The 15,044-nt window shown below is 62.7% G+C and carries 13 protein-coding genes and 6 tRNA genes; 15 read left to right on the top strand and 4 right to left on the bottom strand.

The window, feature by feature from the left end; translation table 11 throughout:
- Positions 1–29 precede the first annotated feature (29 nt).
- The 8 genes from GV002_RS01100 (at position 30) to GV002_RS01065 (ending at position 2,325) form a co-directional block, all read left to right on the top strand.
- Positions 30–105: transfer RNA gene (locus GV002_RS01100), tRNA-Ala, on the top strand.
- Positions 106–166: 61 nt separating this feature from the next.
- A tRNA-Glu gene (locus GV002_RS01095) sits at positions 167–242 on the top strand.
- A gap of 49 nt (positions 243–291) precedes the next feature.
- A tRNA-Ala gene (locus GV002_RS01090) sits at positions 292–367 on the top strand.
- Between the two features lie 48 nt (positions 368–415).
- Positions 416–491: transfer RNA gene (locus tag GV002_RS01085), tRNA-Glu, on the top strand.
- A gap of 47 nt (positions 492–538) precedes the next feature.
- Positions 539–614: transfer RNA gene (locus GV002_RS01080), tRNA-Ala, on the top strand.
- Positions 615–662: 48 nt separating this feature from the next.
- A tRNA-Glu gene (locus GV002_RS01075) sits at positions 663–738 on the top strand.
- 184 nt (positions 739–922) lie between these two features.
- The gene (locus tag GV002_RS01070) at positions 923–1,462 is read left to right on the top strand and encodes a TetR/AcrR family transcriptional regulator (RefSeq protein WP_160016676.1); all 540 of its coding nucleotides are present in this window, start codon (positions 923–925) and stop codon (positions 1,460–1,462) included.
- 23 nt (positions 1,463–1,485) lie between these two features.
- On the top strand, positions 1,486–2,325 hold the full coding sequence (locus GV002_RS01065) for an alpha/beta fold hydrolase (RefSeq protein ID WP_160016675.1): 840 nt from the start codon (positions 1,486–1,488) through the stop codon (positions 2,323–2,325).
- Here GV002_RS01065 and GV002_RS01060 read toward each other — a convergent pair.
- A complete protein-coding gene (locus tag GV002_RS01060; protein ID WP_256667010.1) occupies positions 2,295–4,157 on the bottom strand; it encodes a sensor domain-containing diguanylate cyclase in 1,863 nt (620 codons plus the stop codon). The genes GV002_RS01065 and GV002_RS01060 overlap by 31 nt on opposite strands.
- A gap of 203 nt (positions 4,158–4,360) precedes the next feature.
- Here GV002_RS01060 and GV002_RS01055 point away from each other — a divergent pair, with 203 nt between their 5' ends.
- Positions 4,361–4,810, top strand: coding sequence for an acyl-CoA thioesterase (locus GV002_RS01055; RefSeq protein ID WP_160016674.1), 450 nt, complete (start codon positions 4,361–4,363; stop codon positions 4,808–4,810).
- A 6-nt stretch (positions 4,811–4,816) separates the two neighbouring features.
- Here the strand turns inward: GV002_RS01055 and GV002_RS01050 are convergent, their stop codons facing one another.
- Positions 4,817–5,212 carry a hypothetical protein gene (locus GV002_RS01050; protein ID WP_160016673.1) on the bottom strand — a complete coding sequence of 132 codons (396 nt, stop codon included), beginning with the start codon at positions 5,210–5,212 and terminating at the stop codon, positions 4,817–4,819.
- Between the two features lie 96 nt (positions 5,213–5,308).
- On the opposite strand from GV002_RS01050, the gene GV002_RS01045 reads away from it, so the two are divergent.
- Positions 5,309–6,256 (top strand): tRNA dihydrouridine synthase, encoded by a 948-nt coding sequence (locus tag GV002_RS01045; RefSeq protein ID WP_160016672.1) that lies wholly within the window; start codon positions 5,309–5,311, stop codon positions 6,254–6,256.
- A gap of 171 nt (positions 6,257–6,427) precedes the next feature.
- Positions 6,428–6,877 (top strand): Hsp20 family protein, encoded by a 450-nt coding sequence (locus tag GV002_RS01040; protein ID WP_160016671.1) that lies wholly within the window; start codon positions 6,428–6,430, stop codon positions 6,875–6,877.
- Between the two features lie 118 nt (positions 6,878–6,995).
- Here the strand turns inward: GV002_RS01040 and GV002_RS01035 are convergent, their stop codons facing one another.
- Positions 6,996–10,283 (bottom strand): EAL and GGDEF domain-containing protein, encoded by a 3,288-nt coding sequence (locus GV002_RS01035; protein WP_160016670.1) that lies wholly within the window; start codon positions 10,281–10,283, stop codon positions 6,996–6,998.
- Between the two features lie 102 nt (positions 10,284–10,385).
- The gene (locus tag GV002_RS01030; protein ID WP_160016669.1) at positions 10,386–11,267 is read right to left on the bottom strand and encodes a LysR family transcriptional regulator; all 882 of its coding nucleotides are present in this window, start codon (positions 11,265–11,267) and stop codon (positions 10,386–10,388) included.
- Positions 11,268–11,492: 225 nt separating this feature from the next.
- On the opposite strand from GV002_RS01030, the gene leuC reads away from it, so the two are divergent.
- Genes leuC through leuB form a run of 4 tightly spaced genes read left to right on the top strand, consistent with a single transcriptional unit; the run spans position 11,493 to position 15,040 of the window.
- Complete coding sequence (gene leuC / locus GV002_RS01025) at positions 11,493–12,920, top strand: 3-isopropylmalate dehydratase large subunit (protein WP_160016668.1); 1,428 nt, start codon at positions 11,493–11,495, stop codon at positions 12,918–12,920.
- An 11-nt stretch (positions 12,921–12,931) separates the two neighbouring features.
- Positions 12,932–13,579, top strand: a complete 648-nt coding sequence (gene leuD, locus GV002_RS01020) for a 3-isopropylmalate dehydratase small subunit (protein WP_160016667.1) — start codon at positions 12,932–12,934, stop codon at positions 13,577–13,579.
- Positions 13,580–13,589: 10 nt separating this feature from the next.
- Positions 13,590–13,904 (top strand): hypothetical protein, encoded by a 315-nt coding sequence (locus GV002_RS01015; protein WP_160016666.1) that lies wholly within the window; start codon positions 13,590–13,592, stop codon positions 13,902–13,904.
- Between the two features lie 53 nt (positions 13,905–13,957).
- Positions 13,958–15,040 carry a 3-isopropylmalate dehydrogenase gene (gene leuB, locus GV002_RS01010; RefSeq protein WP_160016665.1) on the top strand — a complete coding sequence of 361 codons (1,083 nt, stop codon included), beginning with the start codon at positions 13,958–13,960 and terminating at the stop codon, positions 15,038–15,040.
- Positions 15,041–15,044: the final 4 nt, after the last annotated feature.

Genomic DNA, 15,044 nt, shown 5'->3' with positions numbered 1-15,044 from the left:
GCTCTTAACATGCGCCCCGTCCTCGAGATGGGGCTATAGCTCAGCTGGGAGAGCGCTTGCATGGCATGCAAGAGGTCAACGGTTCGATCCCGTTTAGCTCCACCAATCTCGGCTCCTTCGGGAGTGCCAGAATCGATGTAAGTCGGTTCACGATCAGGGGTTTTGCGTCCCCTTCGTCTAGTGGCCTAGGACACCGCCCTTTCACGGCGGTAACAGGGGTTCGAGTCCCCTAGGGGACGCCAATTATTCCAGCCGTAGCGCTCAGGCGCTACAGCCAGACCGAAAGGTTTCGGGGCTATAGCTCAGCTGGGAGAGCGCTTGCATGGCATGCAAGAGGTCAACGGTTCGATCCCGTTTAGCTCCACCAAACACTGACAAGGCCAGCCTAGTGCTGGCCTTGTTCTTCGAAGGTTTTGTCCCCTTCGTCTAGTGGCCTAGGACACCGCCCTTTCACGGCGGTAACAGGGGTTCGAGTCCCCTAGGGGACGCCATTTTCCAGTCGCAGCGCTCAAGTGTTGCGAACCGACCGCAAGGTTTCGGGGCTATAGCTCAGCTGGGAGAGCGCTTGCATGGCATGCAAGAGGTCAACGGTTCGATCCCGTTTAGCTCCACCAATCACACTCAAGGCCAGCCTAGTGCTGGCCTTGTCGTTCGAAGGTTTCGTCCCCTTCGTCTAGTGGCCTAGGACACCGCCCTTTCACGGCGGTAACAGGGGTTCGAGTCCCCTAGGGGACGCCATTTTTCTTGCCGCGTTTGCGGGACCCAGGGGTCACTTCTTCGGAAGTGGCCCCTTTTTGTTTTCGCCCCTTCTTTTTCCGATGCTGGTGCGGCTGCCTGGTAATGCTGACCGGCGGTCGAACAGCTGACTTGCAAATTAATATGATGGTCGTAATATTGTATTCATCATATCAAGGGCGCGATCATGAGCGAACGCAAGAGTGAAACTCGTAAGCGCATTCTCGCTGCGGCAGGGCGAGTGCTCGCAGAGCGCGGGCCTGGTGACCCGGCGGTGGCTGAGGTCATGGCGGAAGCGGGTCTGACGGTCGGCGGCTTCTATGCGCACTTCGCCAGCAAGGACGCGCTGATGCTCGAGGCCTTTCGCCTGTTGCTGCGGGTGCGGCGCGAGCGACTGGCGCAGGTCGATCAGAGCCTGACAGGTAGAGAGCGCCGAGTGCTCTTGGCCGCGTTCTACCTTTCGCGCAGGCACCGTGACGACAATGACGAGCGCTGCCCGCTACCGAGTTCGCTGGCGGAAATTGCGCGGTTGCCGGATGGTTTTCGCCAGACCCTGGCTGAACACATCGAGTTGATGACCGCGCAAATGAGCGGGGCGCCGGAAGAGGGCGATGTGGCGCTGGCTGACTTGGCGCTGATGATAGGTGGTCTGGCGCTGGCGCGGGCCTTGGGGCCTGGCGAATTGTCCGACCGGGTGTTGCGTGCTGCCAAGTCGGCAGTTGTGTGAAATCAAGCGTGAAGGAGAGGGTGATGAACCAGATGACCTGGGTCCGTGGTGTCAATGCAACGCTGGGTAGAGTGGCGCCGCAACTGATCGCCAGTCGTTTGCGCGAACGTTTCATGACGCCGCGCACTTCGTCGCCGCGAGATTGGGAGCTGCCGCTGCTGGCAAGTTCAGAGCGCATTACTCTGCGTTTCGGTCTCTCTGCGTTGCGTTGGGGCAGCGGCCCTACAGTGTTGCTGATGCATGGCTGGGAGGGGCGCCCGACCCAGTTCGCGCTGCTGATTCGCGGCCTTGTCGATGCGGGTTATGGTGTCGTCGCACTGGACGCGCCCGCCCATGGTCAATCGCCGGGGCGTGAGGCCAATGTGGTGCTGTTCGCACGTGCGCTGCTCGAGGCGGCCAGTGAGTTGCCGCCGCTACGCGCCGTGATCGGTCACTCGATGGGAGGGGCCAGCGCGCTGCTGGCCACGCAAATGGGCTTGCGCAGCGAGACCCTGGTGACCATCGCCGCGCCGAGCCGTATCCTGGGGCTGTTGCGCGGCTTCGCTCGATTCATGGGGTTGCCTGCCGAAGCGCGTGCGCATTTCGTGCATCAGGTGGAAAAGACCGCCGGCATCCCGGCCGCGCATCTCGACGTGCAGCGTTATCAGCTGGAACTGCCGGGTCTGATCGTGCATGCCGCGGATGATCAGGTGGTGCCGGCGAGCGAAGCCGATCTGATCCACAAGGCCTGGTTCGACAGCCAGCTGCTGCGCCTGCCTGCGGGTGGGCATCAGCGTCTGCTGAGCGATCCGTTGCTTCTGCAGGCCGTGCTCGAGTTGCTGGATACGGTGCCTCAGACGTCGTTGAAGGCGCTGGCTTCGTAACTGACTACACGGTTGCGACCGCTTGCCTTGGCGCTATACAGGGCACGGTCTGCCAGTTCCAGCCATTGCTCGCCGCAGCCGGGGTCGCTCGGTACTCCGGCGTACAGGCCGATACTCATACTCAGCGCTATCGGCGTTTGTTGATAGATGCAAGGGTTTTGCGCGAGGTCCTCGCGCAGTCGCTCGGCCAGATCGAGTGCGCCGGTCAGATCCGTGCTGTCGAGCAGGGCGGCGAACTCTTCGCCGCCGAAGCGTGCCAGCAGATCGCTGCTGCGCAGGCGTTGTTGAATGCGCTGGGCCGCATGACGCAGGCAGGCATCGCCAGCCAGGTGGCCGTAGCGATCATTGACCTGCTTGAAGTGATCCAGATCCAGCATCAATACCGCCAGCGACTGTCGGCTGCGCTCGGCGCGGGCGCAGGCGCGTGCCAGTTCTTCGCTGAGTGTCTGGCGATTGAACAGGCCGGTGAGTCCGTCGCGACGATTCAGTTCGGCCAGGCGCAGGTTGGCGCTGGACAGTTGATGCAGGGTGTCCTGCAGGGTCGCGGTACGCTCCTGTACGCGCTGTTCCAGGCTTTCGCTGATCTGCGTCTGCAGTTCCAGGTGCCTGGTCTGCTCGGTGCGCAGGCGGCGTTCCTGGTCGATCAGTTTGGCCTGGGCCAGGCGTTCTGCTTCCTGCGCGTGGCGGATACGTGAGGCCAGGGCGATGGAGAACACTGTCATCTCGATCAGGCCGCCGATCTGCTGGGCATGCAGGGTCAGCAGCGAGTAAGGCAGCAGCCCTGTGCCGGTGAGGATGCTGGCAAGGCTGGCAGCAATCAGCACGAACCAGCCCAGGGCGAACAGGCGCGCGGCCGCGTAACCGCCCCGCCAGCGCAGCAGGGTGATGATGAAGGCAGCCACGGCGCAGGCGACCACCAGCACGAAGCTGCCGATCAGGGCTGGTGCGTAGGGGCCAAACAGCGCCATGCCCAGCACCAACCAGGCGAATGCCTTGAGTGTGTTGGCGACCCAGCGGTAAGGCCGCGCGGCCTTGTCCAGTTCCAGCACGCCGTAGGTGAAGTGAATGCCGAACAGTGTCGCCAGTGCCGAGCTGAGCGGGAAGCTCAGTTGATGCCAGCTCAGGGCGTTGGGCCACAGCCATTGCAGGGCGAAGCCGAGTTGAATGAACTGGTAGAGGCTGAAGCTGGCGACGAACAGGCTGTACCAGAGGTAGTTGCGATCGCGAGTGATGCAGAAAATGCTCAGGTTATAGATCAGCATCGCGATCAGGGCGCCGAAGAACAGGCCTTGTAGCAACAGGCTGCGCTGTTCCTGGAGGTCGAAGGCTTCGCGCGTCATCAGGCTGGCGCTGAGGTTCGCCGAGCCATCGGTTTGCATGCGCAGCCAGATGCGCTGCTGCTCGCCAGACTCCAGGGTGAGGGGGAGTACCAGTTGCCGGTGTGCGACCCAGCGCCAGTCAAAGGGGCGCTGGTCGCCGGCGCGGTAGATGCGCTTGCCGTCCAGGCCGTAGGCGTCGAGTTGATCCAGCAAGGGATTGCCGATCAGCAGGACCCAGCCAAACGAGCGGTTGTGCGGATTGTGCACATCCAGACGCAGCCAATAGGTGTTGCCGCTGTAGCCGAAGCTGGCATCGCGCCGGGCGACGACCTGCCAGGCGGAGTCGGGGAGTGCGCTGACATCCATGAAGTCGGCCTGGCCGTCCGGGTCCTCCCAGACGTGCATATAGGGACCGGGCAGTGTCTGCGCCTGACCGATCGGCAGCGGCAGGCTTTCTGCCCAGGTCAGCGCTGGCAGCAGCAAAAGCATCAATAGGCGCAGGATGGCAGTCAATTGCTCGTTCTCGGGCTCTCAGGCGAGTGCGCTGCATTATGGCGCGCGGCGATGATGCGATGAAAGCTCGGCGCTGCATGGAAAGGCTACGCGGCGTATCATGCGGCACCTGGCCGAACGGTCGCCCGGGATGCTGGCGGCCACGCTCTTGAATCGGATCGATCAGCTTGCCGCGTGCTGGCTGCAAACCTGGAGGTACAGTCATGAACTGGGAGCTACCAAGTCCCTTCGTCATCGATATCGAAGTGAGCGCCGAGGACATCGACGGCCTCGGTCATGCCAACAATGCGGTGTACGTCAGTTGGCTGGAGCGCTGCGCCTGGCGGCATTCGCAGTTCCTGGGGCTGGATCTGGTCGAGTATCGCCGCCTGGACCGGGCCATGGCCGTGGTGCGTCATGAGATCGATTATCTGGCCAGTGCCTATGACGGGCAGCATCTGCAGATGGCGACCTGGATCGTCGAGTCCGACCAGCGTCTGAAGATGGATCGGCGCTTCCAGCTGGTGCGCCCGGAAGATGGCGCGACCTTGCTGCGTGCCAAGACCACCTTTGTCTGCATCGAACTGTCCAGCGGTCGCCCCAAGCGTATGCCAACGGAGTTCGTCGAAGGTTATGGCAAGGCGCTGATGCAGCCCTATCCGCTGGAGCTGTAAGCCCGCTCAGTCGATCACTGGTGCGAGAAATACCTGCTCTGGCTCGACCATGACCTCGAACTGGCGGGTTTCACCGGGGCGCAGCAGTACCGATTGCGACACATCCGGCCCGCGGCCAGCGCAATAGCCATCTGGCGACATGGCCACCGCGACGCTCAGTTCGCCGCTGGGCAGGTCCAGGCTGGTGTGCTCGCCGGGGCCGAGTTTCGCCACTACCTGCTGGTTGACGTAGAGCTCTACATCGCAGGCATTCGGCGCATTGTTGTCGCGACTGAATATCAGGCGAGCTGGCGCATCGGCAACCGGGTCTGCAGGCATTGGGGCGATGTCGCTGGGCACAGCCTCGTTGGCTTGTGTCCCCAAAGAGCACATACCCACTACGATCAGCGCGAGATAACGCATGGCGAGCCTCCCTGTTTGGCGAGGAACCAGTGTCGCCCATCTTGCGCGCCGCGCGCGACCCCTTAAACTGTGCGCCCCCTTTTTCCGGACAACCTCATGCAAATCGCCCTGGCGCCCATGGAGGGGCTGGTCGACGAGATTCTGCGCGACGTACTGACTCGTGTCGGCGGTATCGACTGGTGCGTCACCGAGTTCATTCGCGTCAGCGAGCGGCTGTTGCCGGCTGCCACCTATCACAAATTGGCGCCTGAGCTGTTCAACGGCGCGCGCACCCTGGCCGGCACGCCGATGCGTGTGCAGTTTCTTGGCTCGGATCCGCAGTGCCTGGCGGATAACGCTGCCTTCGCCTGCACGCTCGGTGCGCCAGTGATCGATCTCAATTTCGGTTGCCCGGCCAAGACGGTGAACAAGTCGCGGGGCGGCGCGGTGCTGCTCAAGGAGCCGGAGTTGCTGCACGCCATCGTCCGTGAAGTGCGGCGCACGGTGCCGGCCGAGATTTCGGTGACGGCGAAGATGCGCTTGGGCTTCGAGGGCAAGGAGGGTGCGCTGGACTGCGCGCGAGCGCTTGCCGAGGGCGGGGCGAGCCAGATCGTCGTGCATGCACGGACCAAGGTCGAGGGTTACAAGCCGCCAGCGCATTGGGAGTGGGTGGCGCGGGTGCAGGAGGTGGTCGGCGTACCGGTATTCGCCAATGGCGAGGTGTGGACGCTGGACGACTGGCGCCGCTGCCGCGAGATCAGCGGCGTGGATGACATCATGCTGGGCCGTGGCCTGGTGTCCCGTCCAGGCCTGGCGCGGCAGATCGCGGCGGTCAGAGCTGGCGAAGAGCCTGAGGAAATGAGCTGGGTCGAGCTGCAGCCGCTGCTGCTCGACTTCTGGCAGCAGGCGCGGCGCAAGCTGGCGCCACGCTATGCGCCTGGGCGGCTGAAGCAGTGGCTGGCAATGCTCACCCGTACCTATCCGGAAGCTGTCGCGCTGTTCGCCGAGGTGCGCCGCGAACAGGATTGCGAGCGTATCGATCAACTGCTTGCGCCATCTCCGTAGGGTGCGCTGTGCGCACCGCCTGCCAGGCATGAATGTGTGCCTCTTGCCCTGTTGGTCGTGAGCAATTTTCCAGCTCTTGAAAAATGTCCGAGTGACCTCAGATAAGTGACTGCGGGATGCCGAAGTCGGGTTCCGCGATATGACACTTGCTGAAATTTCAGGAGATTACTCATGAGCAACGTACTGTCTCTGGCCCCACTGTTTCGCCAGTCTGTCGGTTTCGACCGTTTCAACGATCTTTTCGAATCTGCCCTGCGCAGCAATGACGCCGGCAGTTCCTACCCGCCCTACAACGTCGAGAAGCATGGCGAGGACCACTACCGCATCGTGGTCGCGGCTGCCGGCTTCGAGGAAGACGACCTGGAGTTGCAGGTCGAGCGTGGCGTGCTGACCGTGGTCGGCAACAAGCGTGACCGCAGCGCCGAGAGCATCAGCTACCTGCATCAGGGCATCGCCCAGCGTGCATTCAAGCTGTCGTTCCGCCTGGCTGACCATATCGAGGTCAAGGGCGCCAACCTGGCCAATGGCCTGCTCCATGTCGAGCTGGAGCGCATCGTGCCGGAAGAGGCCAAGGCCAAGCGCATTCCTATCGGCAGCCAGCGTCCGGCGCTGGAAAGCTGAGTCGATAGCTGGTGATGAAAAAGGCGCCCCTTGGGGCGCCTTTTTCACTTCAGGCAAAAGTCTGGTTCCGGCTGTTTCGTCGGTAAGATGCGCTGTGCGCACCGAGAGTGCTGTCCGGTTACGGTCGCTGCCTTTCCAGTAGTTCACGAAAGGCTTCCTGCGGCAATGGTTTGCTGAACAGATAGCCCTGATAGAGATGGCAGTCTTGCGCCTGCAGGAAGTCCAGTTGATCTTGCTGCTCGACGCCCTCAGCGATCAGCGCCAGGCCCAGGCTGCGCGCCATGGCGACGATTGCTCGGATGATCTCGGCATCGTTGGGGTCGTTGGTGGCGTCACGCACGAAGGACTGGTCGATCTTCAGCATGTCCACCGGCAGGCGCTTGAGATAGGTCAGCGAACTGTAGCCCGTGCCGAAATCGTCCATGGCGAAGCTGACGCCGTGCTTCTTCAGGCGCAGCATCTTGCCGACGGTGTCATCGATGTTCTGAATGACGATGCCTTCGGTGATCTCCAGCTTGAGCATTGCGTTGGGCAGTTGGCTGTCGCGCAGGCTGGTCGCGACCCGTTCGACGAAATCGTGCTGGCGGAACTGGCGAGGGCTGATATTGACGCACAGGCTGAAGCGTTCGCTGTCGATCAAGCCACCCGCGAGTAGCTGGGAGCAGAAATGGCAGGCCTCGGCCAGCACCCAGCCACCGACTTCGACGATCAGCCCGCTTTCTTCCAGCACCTGGATGAACTGCGCGGGCGACTGGGGGCCCAGTTGCGGATGCTGCCAGCGCAGCAGTGCCTCGGCGCCGACCACCTGGCCATCACGAGCGTCCACCTGGGGCTGGAAGTGCAGTTCGAATTCGCCGCGTGCCAGGGCCAGGCGCAGATCGTTCTCCAGACGCAGACGTGCGCTGGCCGCTTCCTGCATGGTGGTGCGGAACAGCTGGATGGCGTTACGTCCGGAATCCTTGGCGCGGTAGAGGGCGATATCGGCGCGCTTGAGCAGATCCGCCGGAGTATTGCCGTGATCGGGAATCAGGGCGACGCCGATGCTCGGGGTCACCTGCAGGCGGTGGCCGTCCAGCAGCATCGGTTCGGCGAGCAACTGGCGCAGCTTGTCGGCGACCTGGCGGACATGGCGGGTGACCTCCGAGCGCTTGCCCTCCAGGCCGGAGAGCAGCACCACGAATTCGTCGCCGCCCAGGCGGGCCACGGTGTCTTCGAGGCGCACGCTGGCTTCCAGGCGTGCGGTGACCAGACGCAGCACGGAGTCGCCGACGGGGTGGCCGAGTGAATCGTTGATGTGCTTGAAGTGGTCGAGGTCGAGAAACAGCAGGGCGCCGCGCAGATCATGGCGCTTGAGCAGGGCGATCTGCTGGGTCAGGCGGTCCATCAGCAGGGCGCGGTTGGGCAGGTTGGTCAACGCATCGTGGTAGGCCAGGTGCTGTACTTGCGCCTGCGCCTGCTTCAGTTCGCTGATGTCGCGTGCAGTGAGCAGCAGGCAGGGCACGCCATTGAGCTCGATGGGCTGCACGGAAACGTCGACCAGACGCACTTCACCGTCCCGATGCCGGCCGTGCATTTCCATGTGCAGCACCTGGCCCTGCTGGGCCAGGTGTTCGATCATCCGTACGCGCTCTTCGGGGTAGGCCCAGATGTCCAGCTCATGCACCGTGCGGCCGATCACCTCCCAGCCCTGGTAGCCGGTAATGCGGGTGAAGCCTTCGTTGACCTCGATGTAGCGCCCGCTGTCCCGTTCGGTGATGGTGATGGCGTCCGGACTGGAGTGGAAGGCCTTGGCGAACTTCTCTTCCGAGGCTTGCAGGCGCTGTTCGCGCAGCAGTCGCTCGCTAATATCGACCAGCGTGCCGACCATGCGCAGCGGTTGGCCGGCCTCGTCGAGCTGCAGTTTGGCAGTGCTTTCGAGAAAGCGCAGGCCGCCATTTTTCAGTTGCACACGGTAGGTGACCTGATAGTGGCTGCGGTGTTCTTCGACCAGGCTCTGGTAGCTCTGGCGCAGACTACGTCGATCTTCCATCGGTACCTGACGGAAGAAGTCGAGGAAAGCGCCTTCGAACGGTAGCGACTCCAGGCCTTGCAGCTGGGAGGCCCGGGCGCTGGCAAACAGCCGACTACTGGGAATGTGCCAGTCCCAGGTGCCCAGATCGGCCGACTCCAGGGCAAGGCGCAGGCGCTGCTTGCTTTCGTTGAGTGCCTGCTCCTGCGCGCGCTGCTCGGTGATGTTGCGCACGGTGAGGACCAGGCAGGAGGTGCCGTTCAGCTCTATTTCGCCACCGAACAGCAAGTTACTGGTGACGCTGCCGTCGCGGCTGAACAGCCGTACCTCGAGGTTGTTCAGGCGCCCGGTCTGTACGGCGTCGAGCATGCGCCGACGATCCACGGGGTCAGCCCAGATGCCTAGCTCCAGCGAGGTGCGGCCCACGGCTTCGGCACTGCTCCAGCCAAATTGCTGCTCGAAACTCGGGTTGACCTCGATGAAGCGGCCGGTCCCCCGGTCAGTGATGGCCACCGCGTCAGGCGTATGCATGAAGGCCTTGGCGAACTTTTCCTCACTGGCGCGCAGGGCATTTTCTGCACGCTTGCGTTCGCTGGTATCGAGGAAGGTACAGAGCATCAGGCGCTCGCCCTGCAGCTCGATGTACTGGCTCGACAGCACGCCATCGAGAACAGCGCCGCCACGGGTGCGCAGTTGTACTTCCTGAATCACTGGTTCCCGGCTCAGCGGCGCTTGTTGGCGCAACTGATCGCGCTGGCTGGCGTGTACCCAGAGATTCAGCTCATGGGTAGTGCGGCCAAGAATGTCGCTGGCGTTCCAGCCGAAGGCGTGGGTGAAGTGCTGGTTGACCTCGACGATCTCACTGGTGTCGTAGCGCACCAGCATCATGATGTCCGGGCTCAGGCGGAACAGGCTGGCGAAACGTTCCTCGGAGGCGCGCAGGGCCTCGGCACGCTCCTGTTGGGCGCTGATGTCGCGGATCACGCCGAACATGCGCGGCCGACCATCGGCCTCGCGTTGCAGACTGCCGGTGATCTCCAGCCAGTGCAGGCTGCCGTCCGGCCAGCGGATGCGGTGGCGCAGGGCGTTGGCAATCTGTTCGCCCTTGAGGATGGCGTCGAATTTAGCCAGAACGTCGGCGCGTTCCTCTTCGGGGATCAGCTCGATGTAGTGCAGTTCTCGCGTGACCGGGCGATTGGGATCGAGGCCGAACAGTGCCTGGGCGCCGCGCGACCAGTTCACCTGGCCACTGCGAATGTCCCAATACCAGGTGCCGAGGTGCGCGCCGTTCAGCGCAGCCAGCAAACGCGGCGCGTCTTGCCAGGTTTGCTCGAATTCGGCGGGATCCATCGCCGGTATATGTGGCAGGGGCGGGGTCTGGTCAGTCGATCTGGCCATGGCCGTACCTTCCTCCGGAGTGCGCGATGTGCGGGGCGGGCGTTAGAGGCATGTAGATATGTTTTTGTCGTTATGTCGCCACGTTAGTCTCAGTTCGGATGCCTATGCAAGATCATCGCGCTGGCTGTCGAGCAAGTCCATGAATGCCCGTGCGGCATTCGACAGGGTGCGCTCGGTATGCAGGATGTAGCCCAACTGGCGGGTCAGCTGGATGCCCGGTATCGGCAGGCGCGCGACCTGATCATCGAGCATGGTTCGGGGCAGCACGCTCCAGGCCAGGCCGATGGAAACCATCATCTTGATGGTTTCCAGGTAGTTGGTGCTCATGGCGATATTGGGTGTCAGGCTCTGGGCCTCGAACAGGCGCTGGACGATATGATGGGTGAAGGTGTTGCCGCCGGGAAATACGGCTGGGTGCTGCGCCACGTCGGCCAGGCTGATCACTTGGCTGCGGGCCAGTGGATGTTCCGGTGCGGCGACGAAATCCAGAGGGTCGTCCCACACGGCGACGGCGCGGATCGGCTCACGTGTTTCCGGGGCGAGGGTGATCACCGCCAGTTCGGCGCGGCCATGCAGGACTTCTTCGTACGCGACCTCCGAGTCTAGGAACTGGATATCCAGCGCCACCTGCGGATGGGCGCGGGTAAAGGCGCGCAGCAGGGCGGGCAGGCGATGCAGGCCGATGTGGTGGCTGGTCGCCAGGGTCAGGCGGCCGCTGACTTCACCGGAGAGGTTGGTCAGCGCGCGACGGGTATCGTCCAGCACGTTGAGAATCTGGTAAGCGCGCGGCAACAGGGCGCGGCCGGCTTGGGTCAGGCCAATCTCGCGACCGAGGCGGTCGAACAGACGCACGCCCAGTTGCTGTTCCAGGCCGGCGATGCGCTTGCTCACGGCAGGCTGGGTCAGGTGCAGGCGCTCGCCGGCTTCGGAAAAGCTGCCGGTTTCGGCAATGGCGATGAAGGCATTGAGGTTGGCCAGATCCATGGAGCGCTCCGGGTCAGTAATGAAGCGCTGAGCATACATTCCTCTTCGGAATCCATTGAATAAAAAATATGAATTTGAGTTATTTCGTGCCTGGCAATAGCATTCTCCCCATAAGCCGAAGGGCCATTTTCGCCCAGGCATAGATAAGGTGCACTTCTGACGCCGGGCGGTGATAACGCAGGCAGTTTGCGGATGTGCTCAAAAGGCGCTGATGAGGTAAGGCTGATGACTGGCAAGACGCTCTACGACAAGCTCTGGGAAATGCACGAAGTGAAACGTCGCGACGACGGTTCTTCGTTGATCTACATCGATCGTCACATCCTTCACGAAGTGACCTCGCCGCAGGCCTTCGAGGGCCTGCGCCTGGCCGGGCGCAAGCCGTGGCGCATCGACGCCAATATCGCCACCCCGGATCACAACGTGCCGACCACCAAGGCCGAGCGTCAGGGTGGCCTCGAGGCCATCGCCGATGAGGTTTCGCGCATTCAGGTACGGACCCTGGACGAGAACTGCGATGACTTCGGCATTCTCGAGTTCAAGATGAACGATGTGCGCCAGGGCATCGTCCATGTGGTCGGTCCGGAGCAGGGCGCCACCTTGCCGGGCATGACCGTGGTCTGTGGCGACTCGCACACTTCTACCCATGGCGCCTTCGGTGCGCTGGCCCACGGCATCGGCACCTCCGAGGTCGAGCATGTGCTCGCCACCCAGTGCCTGGTGGCCAAGAAGATGAAGAACATGCAGGTGCGCGTCGAAGGCAAGCTGCCGTTCGGCGTCACCGCCAAGGACATCGTGCTCGCCGTGATCGGCAAGATCGGCACGGCCGGCGGTAATGGCCACGCGCTGGAGTTCGCCGGCAGCGCAATCCGCGACCTGTCTCTGGAAGGGCGCATGACCATCTGCAACATGTCCATCGAGGCTGGTGCCCGTGTGGGCCTGGTGGCGGTGGACGAGAAAACCATCGCCTACGTCAAGGGCCGTCCATTCGCGCCCAAGGGCAGCGACTGGGACAAGGCCGTGGCGCAATGGCAGAGCCTGGTGTCCGACGCCGATGCGGTATTCGATACTGTGGTCGAATTGAAAGCCGAAGACATCAAGCCGCAAGTCAGCTGGGGCACCTCGCCGGAGATGGTTTTGGCCGTCGACCAGAACGTGCCGGACCCGGCCGCCGAAGCCGACCCGGTGAAGAAGGACTCGATCACCCGCGCACTGAAGTACATGGGCCTGAGCGCCAACCAGCCGATCACTGATATCCAGCTCGATCGCGTGTTCATCGGCTCCTGCACCAACTCGCGCATCGAAGACCTGCGCGCTGCTGCCGAGGTGGCCAAGGGGCGCAAGGTCGCCAGTACCGTCAAGCAAGCCATGGTGGTGCCGGGTTCTGGCCTGGTGAAACAGCAGGCCGAGGCCGAGGGGCTGGACAAGATCTTCATCGAGGCCGGTTTCGAATGGCGTGAGCCGGGTTGCTCCATGTGCCTGGCGATGAACCCGGACAAGCTGGGCAGTGGCGAGCATTGCGCCTCGACCTCCAACCGCAACTTCGAGGGCCGTCAGGGCGCCGGTGGTCGTACCCACCTGGTGAGCCCTGCCATGGCTGCCGCTGCTGCAGTAACCGGTCGTTTCATCGACGTTCGCGAATTGATCCAGGCCTGAGGAGCTAGATGATGAAAGCCTTTACCCAACACACCGGCCTGGTCTGTCCGCTCGACCGTGCCAACGTCGACACCGATCAGATCATTCCCAAGCAGTTCCTGAAGTCGATCAAGCGCACCGGCTTTGGTCCGAACCTGTTCGACGAATGGCGTTATCTGGATGTCGGCCAGCCGAATCAGGACAACTCCAAGCGCCCGATCAACAAGGATTTCGTGCTCAACTTCCCGCGCTACCAGGGCGCCAGCGTGCTGCTGGCCCGCGAGAACTTCGGCTGCGGCTCTTCGCGCGAGCATGCGCCTTGGGCACTGGACGAATACGGTTTCCGCACGGTGATAGCGCCGAGCTTTGCCGACATCTTTTTCAACAACAGCTTCAAGAACGGCCTGCTGCCGATCGTCCTCAAGGACGAAGAGGTCGATGCGCTGTTCGAGCAGGCCGAGGCCACCGAGGGTTACCAACTGACCGTCGATCTCCAGGCGCAGACCGTGACCCGCCCCGATGGCGTGCAGTACAGCTTCGAGGTCGATGCTTTTCGCAAGCACTGCCTGCTCAATGGCCTGGACGACATCGGCCTTACGCTGCAGGATCAGGACGCGATCAAGGCGTTCGAGGTCGGTTACCAGCAGAGCAGCCCCTGGCTGTTCGGCGCAATCAAGTAGAGAGTTGGTGATGAAGCGTTTCCATATCGCCCTGGCGGTCGATGATCTGCAGGCTTCCATCGCTGACGATGACCGGCGTCTGGGGCAGCCAGCCAGTGTGATCGTTCCCGGTCATTTCGCCATGTGGCGGACCGAGTTGCTGAATTTCTCCATCAACCAGCAGCCGGGGCAGGGTGGTCGATTGCGCCATGTTGGCTTCGAAGTCGATGGCGTGGATGGTTTCAGTAGTGAGGCTGACATCAATGGCCTGGCCTGGGAGCTGTTTTCCGCCAGCGAGCAGGATGCTCGCATCCTGCAGATGTACGGTGAACCGGTACGTAATTGATTTTCAGGCGGGTGCTTGGTGCGGCCGCTTCATTGCGATTATTTGAGGGCACGATGAGCAAGCAGATTCTGATTCTCCCGGGTGACGGTATCGGCCCGGAAATCATGGCCGAGGCGGTCAAGGTGCTGAACCTTGCCAACGACAAATACGCCCTGGGCTTCGAGCTGAGCTTCGATGATCTGGGTGGCGCGGCCATCGACCGTTACGGCGTGCCGCTGGCCGACGAGACCCTCGCGCGCGCCAGGGCCGCCGATGCCGTGCTGCTCGGCGCCGTTGGCGGGCCGAAGTGGGACACCATCGATCCGGCCATCCGCCCCGAGCGTGGCCTGCTGAAGATCCGCTCGCAGCTGGGCCTGTTCGGCAACCTGCGTCCGGCCATCCTCTACCCGCAACTGGCCGAAGCCTCCAGCCTCAAGCCGGAAGTGGTCGCTGGCCTGGATATCCTCATCGTCCGTGAGCTGACCGGTGGCATCTACTTCGGCCAGCCGCGCGAGAGCAAGGTGCTGGAAAACGGCGAGCGCATGGCTTACGACACGCTGCCTTACAGCGAGAGCGAAATCCGCCGCATCGCCAAGGTCGGTTTCGACATGGCGCGCGTGCGCGGCAAGAAGCTGTGCTCGGTGGACAAGGCCAACGTCCTGGCGTCCAGCCAGCTGTGGCGCGCCGTGGTCGAGGAAGTGGCCAAGGATTACCCGGACGTCGAACTGAGCCACATGTACGTCGACAACGCTGCCATGCAGCTGGTGCGCGCACCCAAGCAATTCGACGTGATGGTCACCGACAACATGTTTGGTGACATTTTGTCTGACGAGGCTTCGATGTTGACCGGCTCCATCGGCATGCTGCCGTCGGCATCCCTGGACGCCAACAACAAGGGCATGTACGAACCTTGCCATGGCTCCGCGCCGGACATCGCCGGCAAGGGCATCGCCAACCCGCTGGCCACTATTCTCTCGGTCTCCATGATGCTGCGTTACAGCTTCGGCCAGGTCGCTGCCGCCGATGCCATCGAGAAGGCGGTGAGCCTGGTACTGGATCAGGGCCTGCGCACGGGCGACATCTGGTCCGAAGGCAAGACCAAGGTCGGTACTGCTGAGATGGGTGATGCAGTGGCCTCCGCGCTGCGTAGTCTGTAATCTT

Origin of the sequence: Pseudomonas sp. 8O, assembly GCF_902506495.1 — a bacterium.
Taxonomy (GTDB): Bacteria; Pseudomonadota; Gammaproteobacteria; order Pseudomonadales; family Pseudomonadaceae; genus Aquipseudomonas; species Aquipseudomonas chaetocerotis.
Note: the sequence above shows the minus strand (reverse complement) of the source record. Positions and strands in the feature narration are given on the sequence as shown.

Bases quoted from the DNA above. Each gene is read 5' to 3' on its own strand.
- GV002_RS01070 (WP_160016676.1), top strand. From the start codon at position 923: ATGAGCGAACGCAAGAGTGAAACTCGTAAGCGCATTCTCGCTGCGGCA.
- GV002_RS01065 (WP_160016675.1), top strand. From the start codon at position 1,486: ATGAACCAGATGACCTGGGTCCGTGGTGTCAATGCAACGCTGGGTAGA.
- GV002_RS01055 (WP_160016674.1), top strand. From the start codon at position 4,361: ATGAACTGGGAGCTACCAAGTCCCTTCGTCATCGATATCGAAGTGAGC.
- GV002_RS01050 (WP_160016673.1), bottom strand. From the start codon at position 5,212: ATGCGTTATCTCGCGCTGATCGTAGTGGGTATGTGCTCTTTGGGGACA.
- GV002_RS01045 (WP_160016672.1), top strand. From the start codon at position 5,309: ATGCAAATCGCCCTGGCGCCCATGGAGGGGCTGGTCGACGAGATTCTG.
- GV002_RS01040 (WP_160016671.1), top strand. From the start codon at position 6,428: ATGAGCAACGTACTGTCTCTGGCCCCACTGTTTCGCCAGTCTGTCGGT.
- GV002_RS01035 (WP_160016670.1), bottom strand. From the start codon at position 10,283: ATGGCCAGATCGACTGACCAGACCCCGCCCCTGCCACATATACCGGCG.
- GV002_RS01030 (WP_160016669.1), bottom strand. From the start codon at position 11,267: ATGGATCTGGCCAACCTCAATGCCTTCATCGCCATTGCCGAAACCGGC.
- leuC (WP_160016668.1), top strand. From the start codon at position 11,493: ATGACTGGCAAGACGCTCTACGACAAGCTCTGGGAAATGCACGAAGTG.
- leuD (WP_160016667.1), top strand. From the start codon at position 12,932: ATGAAAGCCTTTACCCAACACACCGGCCTGGTCTGTCCGCTCGACCGT.
- GV002_RS01015 (WP_160016666.1), top strand. From the start codon at position 13,590: ATGAAGCGTTTCCATATCGCCCTGGCGGTCGATGATCTGCAGGCTTCC.
- leuB (WP_160016665.1), top strand. From the start codon at position 13,958: ATGAGCAAGCAGATTCTGATTCTCCCGGGTGACGGTATCGGCCCGGAA.